Source organism: Actinomyces polynesiensis (genome assembly GCF_000820725.1).
GTDB classification, from domain to species: domain Bacteria; phylum Actinomycetota; class Actinomycetes; order Actinomycetales; family Actinomycetaceae; genus Pauljensenia; species Pauljensenia polynesiensis.
On record NZ_CCXH01000298.1, the window covers coordinates 1 to 19,879 of the forward strand.

The 19,879-nt window shown below is 61.7% G+C and carries 14 protein-coding genes and 1 tRNA gene; 1 reads left to right on the forward strand and 14 read right to left on the reverse strand.

What is annotated here, in order from left to right; translation table 11 throughout:
- Nucleotides 1-107: 107 nt before the first annotated feature.
- From TA90_RS12320 to nadD, 12 genes are all read right to left on the reverse strand, one after another.
- On the reverse strand, nt 108-836 hold the full coding sequence (locus TA90_RS12320; protein ID WP_043536901.1) for a hypothetical protein: 729 nt from the start codon (nt 834-836) through the stop codon (nt 108-110).
- 67 nt (nt 837-903) lie between these two features.
- Nucleotides 904-3,504, reverse strand: coding sequence for an AAA family ATPase (locus TA90_RS12325; RefSeq protein WP_082031693.1), 2,601 nt, complete (start codon nt 3,502-3,504; stop codon nt 904-906).
- Nucleotides 3,501-4,664, reverse strand: coding sequence for an AAA family ATPase (locus TA90_RS12330; RefSeq protein ID WP_043536903.1), 1,164 nt, complete (start codon nt 4,662-4,664; stop codon nt 3,501-3,503). Before TA90_RS12330 ends, TA90_RS12325 begins: the two co-directional genes overlap by 4 nt.
- On the reverse strand, nt 4,654-5,421 hold the full coding sequence (locus TA90_RS15690) for a DUF6414 family protein (RefSeq protein WP_043536905.1): 768 nt from the start codon (nt 5,419-5,421) through the stop codon (nt 4,654-4,656). The genes TA90_RS12330 and TA90_RS15690 overlap by 11 nt, the downstream gene beginning before the upstream one ends.
- Nucleotides 5,418-8,426 (reverse strand): restriction endonuclease, encoded by a 3,009-nt coding sequence (locus TA90_RS12340; RefSeq protein WP_043536907.1) that lies wholly within the window; start codon nt 8,424-8,426, stop codon nt 5,418-5,420. The genes TA90_RS15690 and TA90_RS12340 overlap by 4 nt, the downstream gene beginning before the upstream one ends.
- Nucleotides 8,423-8,899, reverse strand: coding sequence for a hypothetical protein (locus tag TA90_RS12345; protein WP_043536909.1), 477 nt, complete (start codon nt 8,897-8,899; stop codon nt 8,423-8,425). The genes TA90_RS12340 and TA90_RS12345 overlap by 4 nt, the downstream gene beginning before the upstream one ends.
- Complete coding sequence (locus TA90_RS12350) at nt 8,896-10,887, reverse strand: site-specific DNA-methyltransferase (RefSeq protein WP_052450865.1); 1,992 nt, start codon at nt 10,885-10,887, stop codon at nt 8,896-8,898. The genes TA90_RS12345 and TA90_RS12350 overlap by 4 nt, the downstream gene beginning before the upstream one ends.
- A 60-nt stretch (nt 10,888-10,947) precedes the next feature.
- A complete protein-coding gene (locus TA90_RS12355) occupies nt 10,948-13,848 on the reverse strand; it encodes an SNF2-related protein (RefSeq protein WP_043536910.1) in 2,901 nt (966 codons plus the stop codon).
- A gap of 365 nt (nt 13,849-14,213) precedes the next feature.
- Nucleotides 14,214-14,286, reverse strand: a tRNA-Ala gene (locus tag TA90_RS12360).
- 157 nt (nt 14,287-14,443) lie between these two features.
- Nucleotides 14,444-15,163, reverse strand: coding sequence for a histidine phosphatase family protein (locus tag TA90_RS12365; RefSeq protein WP_043536912.1), 720 nt, complete (start codon nt 15,161-15,163; stop codon nt 14,444-14,446).
- Between the two features lie 4 nt (nt 15,164-15,167).
- Nucleotides 15,168-15,566 carry a ribosome silencing factor gene (gene rsfS, locus TA90_RS12370; protein ID WP_043536913.1) on the reverse strand — a complete coding sequence of 133 codons (399 nt, stop codon included), beginning with the start codon at nt 15,564-15,566 and terminating at the stop codon, nt 15,168-15,170.
- Nucleotides 15,567-15,747: 181 nt separating this feature from the next.
- Nucleotides 15,748-16,347 (reverse strand): nicotinate-nucleotide adenylyltransferase, encoded by a 600-nt coding sequence (gene nadD, locus TA90_RS12375; protein ID WP_043536915.1) that lies wholly within the window; start codon nt 16,345-16,347, stop codon nt 15,748-15,750.
- Nucleotides 16,348-16,601: 254 nt separating this feature from the next.
- Here nadD and TA90_RS12380 point away from each other — a divergent pair, with 254 nt between their 5' ends.
- Complete coding sequence (locus TA90_RS12380; protein ID WP_043536944.1) at nt 16,602-17,393, forward strand: DeoR/GlpR family DNA-binding transcription regulator; 792 nt, start codon at nt 16,602-16,604, stop codon at nt 17,391-17,393.
- 87 nt (nt 17,394-17,480) lie between these two features.
- On the opposite strand, the gene TA90_RS14005 is transcribed toward TA90_RS12380, so the two are convergent.
- A complete protein-coding gene (locus tag TA90_RS14005) occupies nt 17,481-18,725 on the reverse strand; it encodes a PD-(D/E)XK nuclease family protein (protein ID WP_074015404.1) in 1,245 nt (414 codons plus the stop codon).
- A 553-nt stretch (nt 18,726-19,278) separates the two neighbouring features.
- Nucleotides 19,279-19,842, reverse strand: a complete 564-nt coding sequence (locus tag TA90_RS12395; protein WP_043536920.1) for a dihydrofolate reductase family protein — start codon at nt 19,840-19,842, stop codon at nt 19,279-19,281.
- Between the last annotated feature and the right edge of the window lie 37 nt (nt 19,843-19,879).

Below are 19,879 nucleotides of genomic sequence, written 5' to 3' on the forward strand. Positions count from 1 at the left end.
CCCTTCTCCCCAGCACCGACACACCCCCTCAGCGCTGCAAACCGCTCAGACCAGCCTCACCAAACCACGCTGAATGACGAAGAGCCCTCAAACCCGCGAATACTCAACTAGTCACCAACGATCTGACGGCCGACTGCTTTAATACCGTGTCCCCACGCCTTACCTCTCTCACCCAGAACACCCTGAACTGCTGCCATCGCGACAAGATCCCACCACCTCTGCAGGCTGTCTGCGACCCTTGCGTTGAGCCGGTGGTAGAACTCGTCAGAGAGCGAGAAGTCCGACATCATCCGGCTGAATAAACTATTCAAACCGGGCTCGGCTTCGAGCGCAGCCCTTTCAGCCACATCCCAGTATGATTGTGGGCTTTCCTCTCGCTGCGGGTTCTCGGCAAGCGCATCGAGATAGAAGAAGCGCCCCTCTTTGCCATAGCGGTTCAACGCGGCGACGAGAGGCGGCCAGACGGGGTCGTTCTCTACGGCCGTCAACGCTTGATCAACGTAGTATCGATGCGTTGCTCGATCGGCTCGTTCCTGAATCGTTTCTCGAAGAAGACGTTCCATCTTGATGAGGTCGTGGCGGTACTCGTTCTTGAGAACTTCCAGGGACAGCCAACGCCGATTATCTTCAACGTGGAGAAGCCCCAGTGAAAGCTTCAGGAGTTTCTCGACGCCAATCGAGAGCATCGTCATGATTGGATCGCGAGTCGTTTCGATGAACGCGGCAGTTCTGAGTGTGCGAACGCCGTAGGAAAGTAAGTGCTTCGCTGAATCCGAGTCCTGCTCCAGGTTCAGGCTTTGCTGCATGGTCAGTTCGTCGTCGTATCGGCTTTTCATGATGGCTCAGCCGATCGGATCGTGTCGCACAAAGGTGTTGCTGGTCCTGCAGCTCGAAAGCACAGCATTACTTGCCATCGTTGACCTTCTTGAGCTCTTGAAGCTCCGCCCAGTGCTGCTCCAGACCTGCAAGCGTCGGGGTCACCCCAAGAGTTACAAGCGGCTGCGAATGTGCGTCGATGTATCGACACGCCTCCTCGAAGACGTCAGTCACCTTGGGGATGATCTCGTCCAGCTTTGTCGTGTTGATGTTGGGCAGGCGTGTCATGCCGACGTTCGGTTGGTATCGCTGGGTTACTCCCTGCAAAAGCTCGGTTTCGGTGAATACCTCGCACCAGGAGCGAAGCCAGCCGTAGCCGACACGAACGAGCGCATCGCGCGCCTCGCCATCTTGCTGTTGAGCCGCTTGGATTGTGCTATTGATCTTTCCCTTGATGCCGCTGAGGGTGTCCCAGCGCGGGCCAGTCGCTCGTGTGACCTTTCCTTTGCCGTCCTCGTCGGTGATTTGGAAGTAGGCGCACCGCTTGGATTTCTCGAACAGGCCAAGGAGCGTGGTGGCGAACAGAATGTCGTGTGTGAAGACGATGACCTGGTTCTCCTCGGCCAGCCGCGCGATGCGTTGCGCGACCTCGTTGACGCGACGGTGGTCAAGGCTCGAAACGGGATCGTCGAAGATCACCGGCGCTGTGATGCCGGACAGCCTCGCCTCTGCTAAGAAGTCGGCAAGTGCCAGCACCTTCTGCTCTCCTTCGGAGAGCACCTTCGACGGCTTGTGTCGACCGCTCATGACCTTGCGACGCTGGGCCTTCCCCTCGCGTCCGACGAACTGAAGTTTCAGGGCAGGCGCACGCAGGGCATCGCACTCCTCGAGGAAGAGCGCGTCGAAGCTCTGGTTGATTAGTTGATCACTAGCAGTCTTGGCGAGCGCCGTCACCGTCCTAGCGAGTTGCGGCAGTGGTCGTTTCAGGGTCTTCAGCCGATCGGCTTCCTTCGCGTTCTTGACCTGCGCCTCAACAAGAGCCCAGGACTTCCCGAGCTCGACGGCATCCTTGTATTCGAGATACTCGGCTTGCTTGTCTGCGAGCGCTTGCGTCCGGTTCTGCTGTTGCTCCTCCAGGTTTATAAGGCTGGAGCCAACCGTCAGCAGCGCTTCGTCGACGTCAGACTTGGGCTGGCTCAGTAGCTCCAGAAGAGCGAGGTTGGCGGGCGCTCCTGAGGTCGCCGCTGCCGCAAGGGCGCTCCGTGCTCCTTCGATCGTGTCTACCCAAGCGAAGTAGGACGGCTGGTCATTGGTGTCCCTGTTCTCGGTCAGGAACGCGACGAGTTCATTGCTCTGCACCGCGGCGGCTTGGCGCTTCAGCTCCGCTAAGACGGCATCGGTAGATCGGAGGTCGGCCGAGATCTTGTCTTCGAGATACGCGGAGTACCTTGAAAACAGATCTCGGGCGGAGTCGAGCAGCGGCTGACGGCAGTAGAGGCAGCGATCCGAGTCGTGAGCCTCAAGTTCGACGAGGTGCTGCCGATATGTCTCACCAGCCTCGATGAACTCGCTCCAGGTATCATCAGGCTCGGCAGGGAGATCTGCGGCCGCGAAGAGTTCAGACCGGAACGTCTCGAAGTCCGACGTGAGTTGAGTCCGTCTGGCGAGCGCCTCGTTGTAGGCGGTTGCGTCGAAAGCCACGAGTGCCTCGGCGGCGGCAGCAGCTTGGGTTAGGACACGTTGTTCGGCCTTGAGCGCGGTGATCTGCGTGCCGATGGTGTTCGCTCGTAACGCGCCGACTGCCTGGGCGAGTCCATCGAGCTTTGTGTCGACGTCATCGCCGGTGATTGCCTTCGCTTTGAGATCCGCGAGGTCGGTGGAGGCGCCAAGGGTCTCGATCAGCGGGTAGATAGTAGAGCCGCGCTGGAACCGAGCGAGGAGGCCGGAACTGCCTGTGTCGAGCGCCCCAACAGAGACATCGATCTGAGCCGCGACCGCCTGGATTGCGGCCGTAACATGATTGAACAGTGCCAGCGAGGCCGGCGTATACACGTAGTCGAGATCGTCATCGACATGGGTCGTAACTGCTGGGCTATCGAAGATCGACATCCGTGTGAACGGCGAGACACCGCGTTCTCCCGTCCACGTCAGCGCTTGCGCCTCGTCGCCGAGCTTGAAGTCCAATTTGGCGGCCTGATCTTCTGACGAGTCAGCCTCGATATTCCCGAGGATGGTGTCCGCCGTGCGGCTATTTGCCAGCGCCTTGAAGATGCGGGAGTAGCCAGTCTTGCCGGTGCCGTTCTCGCCATAGAGGATCGTGAGTCCCTCGTGTGGTTCGATCACCGCTCCAGAGACGAGAGCATTGACACCGCGTACTTCCGACAGGCGCGTCAGGGACAACGGTGGCGCCGACTCGTCCTGCCTGGCGACGATGTCGATCCTCTCTACTGCGGGCAGCTCGCGCTTGTCGAGGGCCTTCTCCTGACGGAAGAGCTGATACGCCTTGTCGGTGGTCGAAGTGCTGACCGCGCGGCCGGTCGCAATGACTTCAGAGACCAGCAGACGCGCCCACTCGTCATTCGCGTTAGCCCAGTCCACGAGTAGCGCTCGGGGGTCCAGGAACTCCGCCGTCCCCGACTCGGCTTCCTCCCCGGAACTAATGACGTCGGTGGGTGCTTCGTCGCTCATGCCGCGTCCTTCGTCTTGGTTGCATTGCTGCTGTTTGGCGCGTCCCTGAGCATTGAACGCACAAGCACCAGAGAGATGACCTCATCGACCAGCTTTCCGAGCTTGCGGACGTTGCCAGTGCTGCTCGCGCGAGCGTGGAGCAAAGACTTGATCTCGTCGCTGTCGAGCGCTGCTCGCTCATCGGGCGAGAGGGCCTCAAGACGACCATCTACCAGCCGATCGATGACCTGCTTGATCTCATCGGGCGACAGCGGCTCGAAAGGGATCAGTGCATCAAAGCGCGAGTAGAGGGCGTCCCCGAGCGCTTGACGTATCTCGTCTTCCGAGCCGTAGTTCGAGGTGCAGATGATCAGCGCTGGGCCGAGCTGTACCCGGTAGTTCTTATCTTCGAAGACCCCTTCGTCGAAGACCTCATAGAAGGCGCTATGGAAGACAGAGTTGGCCTTGTCGAACTCGTCGATCAGGATCACGCCCGAGGAACGGTCAAGCAGATCCCGCGCAAAAGAACTCTCGGAGTGGGTGCCGCCGAAGACATAGGAGGCGAACTTGTCGCTATGGAACATCGAGAACTGCTTGCGCAGTAGCTTCCCGCCCAAAAGACCGTTGATGAACTGGGCAGTCTCCGTCTTGCCGACGCCCGACGGGCCGTAGAACATCAGGACGACCGGCTTGGCGCGTCGATCCGTCGTTAGCGGGTAGAGGGCAGCCAGCATCCGCTCTCGAACTCTCTGCTGGCCGACAAGATGATCAGCGAAGCCGTCGCGGAACTGGATCAGAGTGTCACGCGTGACGACCGGGTAGGTAAACGACTCCACCTTCGTCTTGAACACCCGGTCAAGCTGCGTATGGATGAGCTCCGGTGGGTTGTGCAGGAGCAGCTGCTTCGGATTGATCTCCCGCACGAGACCAACGAAGTTGGTGATGGCATGCTCATGGACGCTCGCGTAGTCACTGGACATCGCGACAAGGCGGTCTGGCCGCGGCGCTGGCGGCTCCTCCTCAGCACTTTCCTGCCCGTCGACGGTATGCCGGATGCGGCGCCTGGCTTCGTCGCGCTCGTTGACCGCATCGAGCAGGTATCGTCGCGACCCCTTGCCAAGTTGCTTCTCGAACCATGCAAGAGGGCCGTAGTAGACGGTGACCTTCGTGTCACTCCCCATACTCGACTCCCGCAAGGATGACGTCGTACACCTCGAGAAGCGTGCTCGGGTCTGCTGAAGGTCCGTCAACCACGTCCAGGCCTGTCAGCGGTGCGGGCTCAGCACCCGGTGCCATCTCGGCCTGCATCGTCAGGCTGGACTCTGCCGCCCTGCCGACGCGGATACCGTGAAACACGAGTCGCATGCGACCAAGGTCAACGAGCCCGTAGTTGTTGCGGAACGCCTGGATGTTGAAGCGCAAGATGCGCTTCGCGCCGTCCGCGCTCTGTCCGATGAGCTCGTAATAGCCCTTTGCTGACGTCAGCGCGCTATCCAGTTCGGCAAGATTGACGGGTAGCTCATCGATCTTGAGCATCGCCAAATAGGGCGTGTACATCTTCATATACGCCGCTGAGTCGCTGCGAGCAGTGACCGTTAAGCCATCCAGCCGCTCGATGCCCTTCAGGTCATCAAGCTTGCTGAGGTAGTCGGTCAGGATGGTGTTCGAGAGGGTCTTATTCAGGATGCTGCGCCCGACCGCCGACGCACTCGCGGCGGCACTGGCCTCCGCCGATCCTCCGAAGAACGGGAGCCATTGAAACTTCGCAGCGGCCTTCGCGCGCGCCTCGGCCTCAACTTCAGCGGCCCGTTCCTTGGTCGATTCCTTCGCAGAAGTCTCTTTACCGCCGGCCACGATATCCAGCAAGTCGGATGCCGACTCCTCATCGAAGTAGACAATCTTGATCAATGACACCTGTGTCGTGTTCTGCTTCGTCATATCCGCCACGCTCCCGGAACTGCCCGTGCGTAGTCATCGATGCCGATGGCTTCGAAGTGGCGCTTGGCGGACTTGATCTTGGCGAGTTCAGTTGGGCGGAGTTTCGAGTCGTCGAGTGTGCTCTTCGTCTCGCGGATCATGTAGATCCGGTCCTCGCCGTCCTCCTGCTTGATGATCGCCCAGTCTGGGTTGTACGGGCCGACGGGGGTGTCGATCTTGAACTTCGCGGGCAGCTTCATGAACAGCTTGATGTCCTCACGAGAGTCGAGCAACTCCGCGAACTGGCGCTCCACGTCGGAGTCGAAGACCACGTAGTCGAAGTCGGTCTTCTGGGCGTGCTGCACCTTGTACATCTGGTCGAGGAACCGCTCTCTCTCCTCCGCGCCGTCCTTCTGCAGCTCGCGCAGCTCGTAGACCGAGCCCACGATCCGCTCGTACTGGATGCCCTCAACCACGATCTTCGCCAGCTCACTCTGGAGGGCACGCTTGGCCATCGCAATGAAGTCGTTCGGGTTGCCGATGAACTCGCTCAGCCGCCCGCTGCGGATCAGGATGTCGACGATGGTCTTGCGGGTGAGGGAGGTTGCCTCCTGTAGCTCCGTGATGATGTCTGGCAGATCGTAACTGCCCTTGAGATCGGCCGAACGGGTGCCGAGTTCTTCGCCCCTAGCGCCACCTCGCAGCACCTTGACTCCCGCGCGGGTGACCTGGATCCGCAGCGCGTCGATCTTCGGCGCTTTCTGGATCGCGCGCACGGCGTTCTCGATCAGCTGGACGCGGCCTACCCGCACGCGGTAAGTGGTCTTCTGGCTGATCGTCTCCCAGAACTCCTCGAACTCCGGAGTCGCGTAGAGCTGCTTGTTGAGCACTCGCGGCTGACGCTTGCTGACCGGTTTGACGTACTTGCCGATGTTCGCGCGCTCGACCAGCTCGATGATGATCGGCTCAGCCCAGACGAAGTCAAGCGGAAGCCCGAGGTCGAAACCGAGCTCATTCGGCCGGAACTTCGGCATGACGGTCCCGTCCTTGTCGAGGAACCCCTTGTCTCTCAAGTGATTCCACACGAGGACCGAACGCTGGTAACCGAACTTGTCGCCGGTGAGCGCACCGTTCTCGTCCTGCAGCGGGATCTTCGAAAACTCGGCCCGGCGCACCCGGCCGATCTCAACCCCAACGTTCTTGTACTCACGCTGGAGCGCATCCGCAAACCTCGTGTACGACTCGTTCGCCACGACCGTCAACGTCGCGATGCCACGGTCAGACACACGGGTGTAACCGTCCTCGGTCTTGGCGACGGGCAGGCGCAGTCCGCGACCGAGGGTCTGGCGCCGTTCGGTCTCGGCACCCATCTCGCGCAGGGTGCAGATCTGGAAAACGTTCGGGTTGTCCCAGCCCTCGCGCAGGGCAGAGTGGCTAAAGATGAACCGAACCGGCTCGTTCTCGTCGAGCAGCCGTTCCTTCTGCTGCATGATCAGCTCATAGGCGTCGTTGTCGGCCTTGGTGGTGCCGGACGAGTCTTGGAAGGTCATCTTCTTGCCGCGCTTGATCTGAGAGAAATACGCCCGGCGCAGTTCACCCGGCGCCTGTGGCAGCAACTCCTGGTAACGCCCAGACTTCGCGCGCTCCTCGACGAAGACCTCATCGAACCAATGCACGAAGTCGCCGTTAGCATCCTCGTTGTTCGTACCGTCACCCAGGTAGCTGGCAACCTTGTCGACGAAGAAGAGGCTGAGCACCTTGATACCTTTGGCGCGGAGCATCGATTCCTTGCGCAGGTGCTCGCGCACGGTCTCGCGGATCATCTCCTTGTAGATCGCACCGGCCGAGGCACCGATGCTCTCGCCCTCATAGAGGAAGCCGTGCGAGGTGAGGTCGACGTAAGCAGGCTCGATGCTCATCTCGTTGATGCGCCAGCCCTCGTAGACTGGGTTGCTCGTCAGGCGCGCATCCGACAGCTCCTGGTGCTGCTTCACGCTCATGACCCGCCGCTCAAGCGAGCCATCGGCTTTACGGCAGGAAAGCTCCAGCCGGGCCGACCAGGATGGCTCACGCCGCACCTCGACCAGCTTGACATACGGCGTCGCGTCCGCGCCCTGCTGGGCCACCTCAGCCACGACGATCTGCTTCACCAGACCGAGATCGTGGGCATCGACCGGGTCGAGCCGGTAGACGACGTTGCGCTGCTTCTTGTGCGTCGCGCTGTAACGCAGAGTGAAGACGGGATCGAGTTCACCGACCGCCGACTGAGAGAGCTGCGACTCCATGTTCTGCGGCTCGTCCATGATGACAACCGGATGGGTCGCCTTCAGGTAATCGATCGGACGCAGACCGTTCAGCCTGTCGCGGGTCTGGTGGATGATGCGGGTGTTCGCATTGCCACGGATCGAATCGATCGTCATGATCAGGATCTGCACGTTCGTGGACGTTGCGAACGACTGCACCTCCTCGGCGCTCTTGCCGCTGTAGATCGAGGCATCGAAGGTGATGCCCTGCGGCTTGTAGAGGTTCTCGAAGTGCTCGCGCATGAGCCGGATGCTCGTGCTGACACCCTCACGGATCGCCACGCTCGGCACTAGGATCACGAACTTCGTGAAGTTGTACCGAACGGCCAGATCGAAGATCGTGCGCAGGTAGACATAGGTCTTCCCCGTACCGGTCTCCATCTCGATGTCGAAGTCGAGCGCGTCTCCCGCAAGCGCCGACGCAACCTCAAGCCCGTTGCGATCCTGCACTCGCTGCAGGTTCGCAAGGATCAGGTCCTGATCAAGCACGAGACTGTTACCGACCGCGCCAATCTCAGCCGCAACCTCAGCCTCACGTGCTGCATGGATCGCGACCCCCTCAAGTTCGGTGCTTGTGTCGATGGCAACACTAACTTCGCCTCGAAGCGTGGTGACCAGCCTCTCCGCATCTTTCGGCTGCCCATCGAACAGGTCAACAACGGATGCGATCGCATCCAGCTGATACGGCTGACTGGCGTCGAACTGGAATCCAGAACGTGTCATGACTTCATCCCACGAACTCTCGACGGGAATGCACGCAGCCGACCAAACATACGCAGCGGGAATACCCACTCCAACTCGATGCGGAGCAAATCTGCCATTGAACTGATCTCCCCTGCGGCACCCAGCGAGTCATCTAGGTCAATTCCCCTTGATGGCCCGGGGTCGATGCTCGCTGTCTCGAAAAGCTTCCTGCGAACGTGCGCACCCAAGTAGCCCGAAAAGGGGTAAGCGGCGCGCAACGTGCGCCTGACCTCAGCGAAGTCCGCTCCAATGAGCGGCACTTCGTCGATCACAGACTCGTACTCACTCGCGGCGTAGGCGGCAAGCGCGTAGTGATAATCCCAAAGGGCGAGCGCAGCATCACGACGGCGCTGCGACCTAGGAATTGACAGGCTCACAAGCGCTGTCAGCATAGAGCCTGCGATGCCACCGAGCATCGCAACCAGAAGCACCGCCATGTCGTCCACGATCACGCCGTCCAGAGCTCAATGCCCTTGCTCTTTGCGAGCTGGGCCAGGTTGGTCTTGAGTTCGTCGTCGCCCTGGAACGCATCCTCGAGCACGATGATCCGCGTCGGAGACTCGTCCACAAGCGCACGAAGCTGCTCGAGCGTCGGCTTGACGTGCTCATCCAGGTACGCCAGCACGGCGATGTCACCGTCGCGATCCCGCACGAGCCGGACATCGAGACCAGCAACCTGGTCGGGCGAGATCGCCTCGGTAAGCGAGTAACCCTGTTTGAGCAGGATCTCGGTAAGGAGCTCATCGGCAGTCGCATAGTCAGTCGCACTGTCACGAAGGCTGAGCAGGTGCTGCTGCAGCGCATCCTCCTCAACGTCACTCGACAGCCGCCACCTGGCGAAGTTCGTATCGGAGAGCTTGTAAGCACGAAAACCGGCATCAAATAGTGCGTCGCGCTTAGAGATCAGCTCTTCGTACTCCTCGCGAATCTTGTCACCGGCTCGGCGTATTCTCTCGCGAGCAATATCAGCTATGGTCGCGAAGCCAGCCTTCCGCGCGCCGGACTTGTCAGGGGTAGGCTCAGGCAGCTGAACAGAGATGGAGCGCCGCCTTCCACCATCCTCCGCATTGAGCTGCATAACAGCATGCGCAGTGGAGCCCGAGCCAGCGAAGAAATCGAGGATGATGGCGTCTTTGTCGTCTCCCCCCGCCAACTTGAGCCAGCGAGCGAGGACGTGCTCATCTTTCGGGAAGTCAAATATGCCTGACCCAATAAGGCGAGCGAGGCGTTGCGCCGCCGTCGTACGAATCTGAGTGAAGACGGACTCGACAACCTGGTCATCAAGTTCTTCGAGAAAAGTCTTTCCCCTGGGGATCTTAGATTCGTCTGGACCAAACTCGACAAGATCGGCCTCAATGAGTTCCTTGAGGCGCTCTTCTGTGACGCCCCATCCTCGGCTCGATATCGACACCGGCTTTCCCGTGACTGGATGTAGAACGTCATACTTTGGACCGCCGCCACCAGGCCAACTCAGATCCTTGTCGGCATTGTACACACGACCATGATCGTCGATGCTTTTGAATCGCGTCACTGCTGGGGTGAGGTGCGACTGCTTAGAGAGCCAAGAGCGAAAACGCCTAGTTGCGACGGTTGCATCGTGTCCGCTCTCCTCCCAGAAGTCTCTCGCCGCATTCAAGGCGTCATCAACTCCCGGCTTGCGCTCTCGCCAGCGAGTCTCTTGCTCACGAAGCCAGCCCTCGTTGCGAACATAGACAAGCAGATAGTCGTGCCCTACAGAGATGTAGCGTGAATCATTCTTACGGCCCCCTTGCCAGACAACGGAAGCGATAAAGTTCTGCTCGCCGAACACTTCATCGCAAACCTTGCGGAGATGCGCAAATTCATTGTCGTCCACTGAGATGAAGATGACGCCGTCATCAGTAAGCAAGTTTCGCGCGAGCTTAAGGCGCGGATACATCATGTTGAGCCAGTTGGAGTGGTAGCGGCCCTCGGTCTCGGCGTTCGTCGTGACCTTCTTGCCCTCCTCGTTGACCTGGCGCGTCCACTCGAGGTAGGTGTCGAGGCCCTCCTTGTAGTTGTCCGGGTAGACGAAATCCTTGCCGGTGTTGTACGGAGGGTCGATGTATATCAGCTTGATCTTCGCGTGGTAGTGCTTCTGCAGGATCTTGAGCACCTCAAGGTTGTCGCCCTCGATGAAGACGTTCTGCGTCGTGTCCCAGTCCTTCGAGTTCTCGAAGTCGGGCTTCAGCGTCGCTGTGGTCGGCTCCTGCGCCGCACGGAGGGCTCGCTTCTTGCCGGGCCAGAAGAGTCCAAACCGCTCACTGACATCGGCTGCGTCGACGTCGAGCAGTTCCTTGAGCTTCTCGACATCCACCTTGCCATCGGCAATGGCCTCGGGAATCAGATCGGCAAGCTGCGCTGCCAGCTCGGTCTGGAAGTTCGGAGTAGTGGATGGTGTTTCGAAGATCTCGTCAGTCATTCGGGTGATTCTCTTTCATGATTTTAACAATTTGCGTCGGGTTTATGAATGACCCGTGGTCTATGTGGCGATCCGCCAGCGAATCGTGAACAGGTGCTCGGTCTCCTGCCTACCCTGGAGCGACTGCTCGATCAGCTCGAGGTACTTGTCAGCCTCAGCCCGGAGCTTCTTGCGCGTATCTCGGAAGTCCTCGTCGGCCTCCTCAGCACGCTGCTCCCACTTCCGGGCCTCCTTCTTGAGGCGCAGCTGCTCCATCGGGTCGTCGGCCTGCCGGGCGAGCCTGCGGGCTTCCTTCTCCTTGGCGCGGTAGTCGCGGATGGCACCCTCGTGCTCGGCCTTGCGATCCTGCTGGTTGCGGTAGAGCAGTTCCTCCTGCTGGTCGTAGTAGCGAGAGTTGCGCCCCTGGACTTCCTTCTCCAGCTCAGCCCGTCGAGAGTCGAGATGCGGCATGAAGCGGCCCTCGTCGATCACCACCGGTTGTGTGCCGATCTCGATGCAGGCGAGGTCGAGGATGTCTGCGACATACTCCTCATCGAGCCACCGGCCGTCGTCAGTCAGTGCGCCGGCGAGCATGTAGGACTCGGAGACGTCCTCATCGCGCGCCCTCATACGGAAGGTCGCAACGCTGACGGTGAGCTCGCCGCTGGTGCCCTCCAGTGCGCGGATTGCGCCGCTGACGCGCTTCGACTGGCTCAGCGAGAAAGTCAGCTCGCGCGCCGGGGTGTCGTGGGTCTTGGCGGTCTCAACGACGTGCTGGGCCAGCGGGCTCGCGTAACGGTACTGATGGGCGTTCTCCAGCGGCTGAGACTTGAAGAAGTAGCGCCCGGTCGGTGCGTCCTGCACGGGCGACCGGTTCAACACGAAGGTGCGCCCGTCGCCTTCAAAGGTGGCGTGCTGGTCGAGTTCGTGCCGGGTCACCGCGAGCAGCAGGCGCTCGAACTTGTTGAGCACCTCACCGGACTGGGCGTCATACGCCTTGAGTCGATCCTGGACGTGTGGGTCGAGGTTGTCGAAGACCTTCGCCTTGGCGCTGGCCATCTCGCGCGAGATCTCGCCCGCGTACTGCGCCTCCAGCTCCCGGAACGCGGCATCCAGCTCGTCGGCGGTTCGGCAGCGGGTGAGGATGTCGCTGATCGTCTTCTCGAAGTCCAGGCCGTCCTCGATCGCACCGAGCACCTCGTCGCTGGCACCGAAGACGCTGGAGAACAGTTGGAATTTGTTCGTCAGCAGCTCCAGGATGCGCTGCTCGGCGATGTTGCCCTTGTTCGAGAAGTTCACGACGACGACGTTGTGCTTCTGCCCGAAGCGGTGCACGCGTCCGATGCGCTGCTCAACCCGCTGCGGGTTCCAGGGCAGGTCGTAGTTGACGAGCATCGAGCAGAACTGCAGGTTGATGCCCTCCGCTGCGGCCTCGGTCGCGATCATGATCGTGCCCTCGGTGCGGAAGTAGTCCACGAGCGCCTTGCGCCGATCCACGGCGGCGATGCCGGTGATCAGGTCGCCATCTCTGTTCTTCTCCAGCCACGCCTGGTAGATCGCGGTCTGCTCCTGCCCGTTGTTCGACCCGTTGAACAGGACGAGTCCCTCGCCGCGACCGGCCTCACGCAGCGAACGGGCGATGTACTCCTGCGTCTTCGTCGAGTCCGTGAAGATGATGGCCTTCTCGGGAGCACCCAGCTCGCGCAGCCGCTCAAAGCCGAGGTCGAGCGCCTCTCCGAGCTTGACGGCCTTCTGGTTCTCGGTGATCGAACGAGCCAGGGCCGCGTACTCGCGCAGCTCCGCAACCTCGGCACGCATCGCCTCCAGCAGCGACTCGTCCACCGGCAACGACGACGCACGGGCACCGGTGTCCGTGCCGTCGATCTCGTCGGACTCCTCCAGCTCCTCGCTGGTGATCTCGTCGTCGACAGCGAAGTCTGCTGCCACGAGGCCACCGCGGCCGTCGCGGCGCTGCCCGGCGGCAACCTCATCGGCCAGACGGTTGGCGATGTTCTCCAGCGTGCTCGCGACCGCGTAGGTCGACGAGCCGAGACGCTTGCGGATGATCAGGGCGGAGAGGTGACGCTGACTGCCCGCGAAGGCGAACAGCTCGTCGCGCTGCAGGTAGTCGTTCACCAGGTCGTAGAGCCGCGCCTCGTCCGGCGACGGGGTGAACTCGACCGTCAGCGGCAGGCGCTTCGTGAAGTGGATGTACTTGTCCGCATCGCGCCGCAGCGTGCGCTTCGAGACGGTGGCGACACGCTCCACCAGATCGTCATCGCCACCGAGGTCGCGATTCTTGACGTACCGCTCCCGGAAGGCATCGAGTGAATAGAAGTAGCCAGGGTCGAAGATCGAGACCAGCCCGTACAGCTCCTCGAGCTTGTTCTGCAGCGGCGTCGCCGTCAGCAGCACCGTCTTGTGTGCGCCCTTGACGATGCGTGCGACCGCCTCGGCAGCCTTCGTCTTGCCCGTCCAGTAGTTGCGCAGCCGGTGCGCCTCGTCCGCGACCACCAGATCCCACGCCTTGAGCAGTGAGGTTTCATGCCGCAGCGCGAACTCATAGGAGCAGATCAGCACCTGCGCCGAGCGACCGCCCGCAGCATGAAGCAGCGAGTCCTTCGTCTTCGGATCAAGGATGGACGAGGGGATCAGGAACTTCTCGTACAACTCCTGCTGCCACTGCTGCCGAAGGCTCGACGGGGCAACGATCAGGATGCTGCGACGTCGCTCCGCCCAGTACTGCGAAATGACGATGCCCGCCTCGATCGTCTTACCGAGGCCCACCTCATCGGCGAGGATCACGCCCGGCAGGAACGGTGTCTGCAGAGCGAACAGGGCGGCGTCGATCTGGTGCGGCTTCGGCTCCACCTGGGCGTCGAACAGGAGCCCGGCGAGCTTGCCGACGTGATCGTTCGCGTAGCTACGCTGCAGCTCGTGAGCGTAGTACTTGGCTTGATAGCTGGATAACGCGTCACTCATCTGGCTGGTCGCGGGCTGATGGAACAGAAAGAGATGGCTGACAGAACAGACACACTGCTGTCAACCCACGTTGACCGCGATCGACTAATCTTCATTGAAGCGGTGCGCCTCCACCCGGATTCCGATACCAGACTGTGACGATTGTAGCTAGCCCGATAATAGGACATTTGGCCTTCACATTTCGGCACTTCAGCACGACCGTCGAGTCCGCATCGGCATTGAGGGCCTGACCGGTCAAATCTACTCGCGGGACTGCTAGTCCTGGGGACTCGGTCCACAACACTTCAATGCTCATCGAAAGCGAACGAGCGGGCAATCAAGTGCAATCTCTGAAAGCCTCGAGACGCCCACCGCAACAAAGCCTGTGGAGCTAGGGGGATTCGAACCCCCGACCTCTTCCATGCCATGGAAGCGCGCTACCAACTGCGCCATAGCCCCGAAGGGAGTCTCCGCGTTCCCGCGGCGACCAGGCAACTGTACCCGGAGAGTCGCCCGGGCACAAAATCGGCTGGCTGTGCTGGTGGTCACGCACCGCTCGGGCAACGCTCCCCGACCTGCACGGACGCAGCCCGGATGCCGCACCTCGTGCTGACGCTCACGCGCCGATGCGGTCCTCCGTGGCACCGAGGTTGTGGGCCGCCAGGCGCCACACCCCGTGACGCTGGTCCGGGACCAGTTCCGACCAATGGCAGTTGTCCAGACCGCGCATCCCCTGGAAGGTCGCCGGGTCCAGCCCGAGCACCGTGAGCAGTCCGCGCGTGATCGCTGAGCCGTGGGCCACGGCCACCACCGTCTGGCCCGCCGTGGCCTGGTGCGCGTGGTCCAGCAGTGCCTCGGCCACGCGTCGCCCCACCACCACGGAGTCCTCGATGCCGGCGGCAGCGCTCTCCCCCGTCTCACTCCACTCGGCGAATGCCTCGGGCAGATCGTTTCGGATTTCGTCGCGTGTGCGACCCTCGAACTGGCCGTAGGCCCGCTCCTTCAGGCGCTCGTCCACATAGACCTCTGCGCCGTCCTCACCCTCGAGCAGGGCACCGGCCTCGAGCAGCGCCCGGGCCACGCGCCCTGCGGTCTCCCGCGCTCGGATCAGCGGCGAGCTCACCACGCGTACTCCCCCACTGCCACCACCGTCGGCCCACAGGCCCACGGAGTTGGCGCGCGCGGTGAGGCGCTGGGCGAGGACGGCCGCCGCCCGGTCCGCCTGACGGCGGCCGGTGACGTTGAGGGGGAAGTCGGAGGCTCCCTGGAAGCGCGCCTGGACGTTGTAGTCGGTCTGTCCGTGGCGCAACAGGACGATGCGGGCTGCAGAACTCACCGTGTCAGACGGCCCTCACATGTGCCTGGTCGGCCTCGGCACCGGGATCTGCCAGGTGCTGGGCGGGCTGGTCGCCCCACAGCTTCTCCAGGGCGTAGTAGGCGCGGTCCTCCTCCACCAGGACGTGGACCACGACATCGCCGTAGTCCAACAGCATCCAGCGGGCATCCGAGCGACCCTCGATGCGCTCGGGTCGGAGGTGGAGTTCGGTGGCGACCTCGTCCATGACGTTCTCCGCGATGGCGCGGACCTGACGCTCCGTGGGCGCGGAAGCGATGACGAAGGCATCGGCCAGCAGCAGTCGTTCGGAGACGTCAATGAGGACTGGATCTGTCGCAAGCTTGTCGTAGGCGGCTGCCGCCACCACTCGGATGATGTCCTGGGTCTCCTGGCTGCAGGTCACATGCCCTCCGTCCTTCAATGGCTCCTGACACCTCCAGTGTGCCATGACGGGATGCACGCAACCGTGTGAGGTCCGGCGTGTGTCGCCGGTCACTCCCCAGTCTCTTCGACCGCCACACTCGCCCCCGGACGGCAGACCGCGGGCCCACCGTACCCGCAGCGCGACTGCGCGGTCGCCCTCGTCAATCGCGGTAGAGCTGGTGCTTCCCGATGTACTGCACGACCCCGTCGGGCACCAGGTACCACACGGGCTTGCCGGAGCGCACGCGCTGGCGGCAGTCGGTCGAGGAGATCGCCATGGCCGGCACCTCCAGCAGGGACACCTGCTCGTGGGGCAGACCCGGGGCCTTGAGGACGTGCCCGGGGCGGGTGACCCCGACGAAGTGCGCCATCTCGAAGAGCTGGTCGGAGTCCTTCCACGCCGCGATCTGCTCCAGGGCGTCGGCACCCGTGATGAAGAAGAGGTCGGCATCCGGGTTGGCCCGGCGCATGTCGGTGAGGGTGTCGATCGTGTAGGTGGTGCCGCCGCGGTCGATGTCCGCGCGCGAGACCGTGAAGTCCGGGTTGGCGGCGGTGGCGATGACCGTCATGAGGTAGCGGTGCTCGGCGGGCGTCACGCGCCGCCCCGCCTTGAAGGGCTGCATGGCGGCGGGGACGAAGACCACCTGGTCCAGTCCGAAGACGTTCATGACCTCCGAGGCCGCCACGAGGTGCCCGTGGTGGATGGGGTCGAAGGTGCCGCCCATGATGCCGATGGAGCGGCGGTGGGTGCTGGGTGCCACGGGGTCCTCCTCCGGTCGTCGCCACCTCGGGACGACCACGCGACGCTGGATCGTTGACGCCGGGCGCGATGCCGATGCGTCACGGGCGCCGGGAGCCGACGCCGGGTACTGGCACAGGCTACCGCGCACCGGCAGATCGGGCGGGCGACGCCACGGCGTGCTGCGGACGCCCACGCGTAGGATCGGGAGGAGCCCCGACAGCGGGAACCGACGACGCGACCGCGCCGCACCGGCGGGGCGCCCACCGGAGACCCATGGCAACGAATCGACACGACCGACTCTCCCGACTGGTTGACCTGGTGATCGAACGCGGGTCCGTGCGCGTGGAGGAGATCCAGCGCGAACTCGGCATCTCGCCCGCCACCGCCCGCCGGGACCTCGACGCCCTGGCCTCCCAGCAGCTCATCACCCGCACGCGTGGTGGCGCCCTGGCCAATGCGTCCTCAGGCGAGCTGCCGCTGCGCTACCGGGCGACCAAGCAGGGCGAGCAGAAGCTGCGCATCGCCCAGGCTGCGGTGGCCATGGTGCGCCCCGGTGAGGTCATCGCGCTCAACGGTGGCACGACGACGACGGGGATGGCGTTGGAGTTGGGGATCCGGAGTTCCTCTGAGCCGGCCTTCGCGGACCGGCCCGTCACCGTGGTCACCAATGCCGTCAACATCGCCACAGACCTGGCGGTGCGGCCGCACGTGCGGGTGGTCGTGACCGGTGGGGTCACTAGGGCGCAGTCGTATGAGTTGGTCGGGCCGTTGGCGCAGCTGTCACTCCCCCAGATCTCCGTCGACACCGCGTTCCTCGGGGTCCACGGGATCGTGGCTGGCAAGGGCATCTTCACCCGTCACGAGGGCGAGGCGGCGATCAATGCAGCACTGGCGAGGGCTGCACGGCAGGTGGTGGTCATCGCCGACCACTCGAAGCTGGGTGAGTTCGCGTTCGCGAGGATCCTGGACTCCGCCGACATCGGTGTACTGGTGACCGACGACGAGGCGGACCCGGTGGCGGTGGAGAAGTTCCGGGAGGCGGGGGTGAAGGTGGTGTTGGCGTGAGGAATCCGGAGTTCTAGCTCACCAACGAAGCCCTGTCTTCACTCGGCCACGAGTGCAGGAGACAAGAATCTTGCGATCAGGATCCTTCTAGCCGAGGTAGAAGAAGGAACCAATACTCTGTTCCTGCTCCGCGACAATGCCATTGATCCTCGAGAAAATGACCTCGGCAATCTCCTCAGGCGGATCTGTGATTCTCACGCCAAGTCTAACGTTTGTCCTAGTGGGGTCGGCGTTGTTCCAATCACGTCCAGCACAGCAGATGATCTCGCTCAGATCCAGATCCGTCACACGATCGAATCCTGCATCGATCGGCATGAACACCGAGAAGTAGATATCTCGTTCACTTGAATCGATGGATGTCAGCATGTGCTCATGCCACTGGGCAAATCGAATCTCACCGTCCACGGCACGAATACGTCTCTCTTCACCGTGCAGCTTTGGATGCTTGAGCCCGTAGGTGTACCCCGTGACCGGAGCAGCATCGAATCGCTGCTCAACGATGGTATCCACATCAGAAAGCTTCTGATTGCAACCGTCGAGGTAAGATCGAAGAGATCTGCGAAGCGCGAAGAACTGCTGCTCACTTCCTGCAACCTGCCGAAGGAACTGTCCTATTGCAGCGTCCAGTTCCTCAAGGTTCCTCATGTTTCTCTCCTCAGAGAAGTTCTCGACAAATTGGTGAAAAAGTTCAGTTGCTCGAGGATGAGCATCCATCAGATGTGTACCAATCCTCCTCAGAATCTCTTCGAAGAACTCGTCGTAAGAGATCTCAAGGAGGTCAGGATCCTCGTTGATCAGCTCAAGGTCCGAGCGATCGAGACTTTTCTGGTGTAGAATGACAAGCCGTTCAGTTCGAATGTCACCCTCACTGTCCGATTGCATCTCGTCAGACCAAATAGGGGCATTGCGAATTTTCTCCCGATAATCATCGAGAGGATTGTACAGTTCCGCGTCGACCTTGTTCTCTATACCGATCACGGTATTCGCCGATCGAACAAGGATGTCCAATCGATTTCGCGTCGGGCTTCCTTCCGAGTATTCTTGGGCGACCGAGAACACTGTTGCTTCCGTCCGTTCGAGAGAGATCCTCCCCTTCCCCGCCGCCGCAGACTTTCGATCTAGACAGGCTTCAAACGCTTCGAGGAATAATGTACCCATGTTGTGTGACTCAGACGGGTCCAGAAAGTATGCCCACACATTTGACGCAACCGTTTCGCGTCGAGGAAATCCTGAGATCTGAAAGATGTTCGGATCCAAACGAGTGGACTGAACGGGACTTAGGTCAAATCGCCTCAGCAGGCTACCGAAGTTCAGATCATCATCAGTATTCATTCGTCTCCATCCAAATCGGATCTCGAGTTCGTCAAAGCTCAGGCTTGGCCGAACTCGACCGGACCGAGTTGGTGTCGAAGCCCGATGCAATGACGCCTGCGTCGAAGAAACTGTAACACGCGGCGAAGACACAGCTGTATGTGTTCCATCGATCTATCCGTTCGCGATGAGTTCTTCAATGCCGTTGCCGCGCGACGGACATGGACTCGCTGAGCAGTCACATGAGGGGGCAGACGCCCTTGAACGACCGAACTGGTTACAGGGCACGGAGGGGCCGTTGAGCCTGACCTCGATCAGGTAATTGCACCAACGGCGGAGGCCGACATGATTGAATTGCTCTGTTTGCAGGACGGTTGCACCTCTTGTCATTGGTCCTCGTTCAACATCACCTCTGTTCCGTCAGCGACATTCCGAACCTCCGTGCCAAAAGATTCGCCTCGGGATACGCGTCAGGTGCTCCATTACTCAGCCGAGCAGCACCATCCTCGCCAGGATCGGCGAGCGCGACGGCACAGGAAATTGCACTTTGCAGAGTGTGATCACCTTGGCCTACTCACCGAGCGCGATAGTGCAGCAGCACGACCCCGTTCTCGAAGGTCCGCTGCTCCACGAGGTCGAGCGCGAGCCTGCAGCCGTCGGGCAGTGCACGCAGACCGCCGCCCACGGTCTTCGGGACGATGAAGAACCTGAAGTCCCGCACCAGGCCCGCGCGGATGGCCTCCGCCGCCGTTGTCGGTCCGAAGATCTCGACCTCCCCCTCGGCATCGTCGACGATGCGCTGGAGCTCCTCCAGGTCGAGGTGGGGCACGAGGGTCACGCTCCCCTCCCCCAGGTCGGACTCACCGAGGGTCGAGGACGCGACCACTAGGTCCAGGGCCAGCCAGCGGCGGGCGAACTCCCGCTCGGCCTCGCCCCACTCCTCCCCCTCCGGCTCGGCCTCCCAGTACCTCATCAACTGGTAGGTCCTGCGCCCGAGCACCTCGGTGGAGACAGCCCCCATGCGTTCCACGTGGAAGTCGAAGACCTCCTCATTGGGCGCCGACCACTGGAAGTCGCCGTCGGCGTCGGCGGCGTACCCATCGACCGAGATCGTCGCGGTGAAGCTGAGAGTGCCCATACCTGATCGTAGTGCGACGTGGGTCACATGGCGCGGG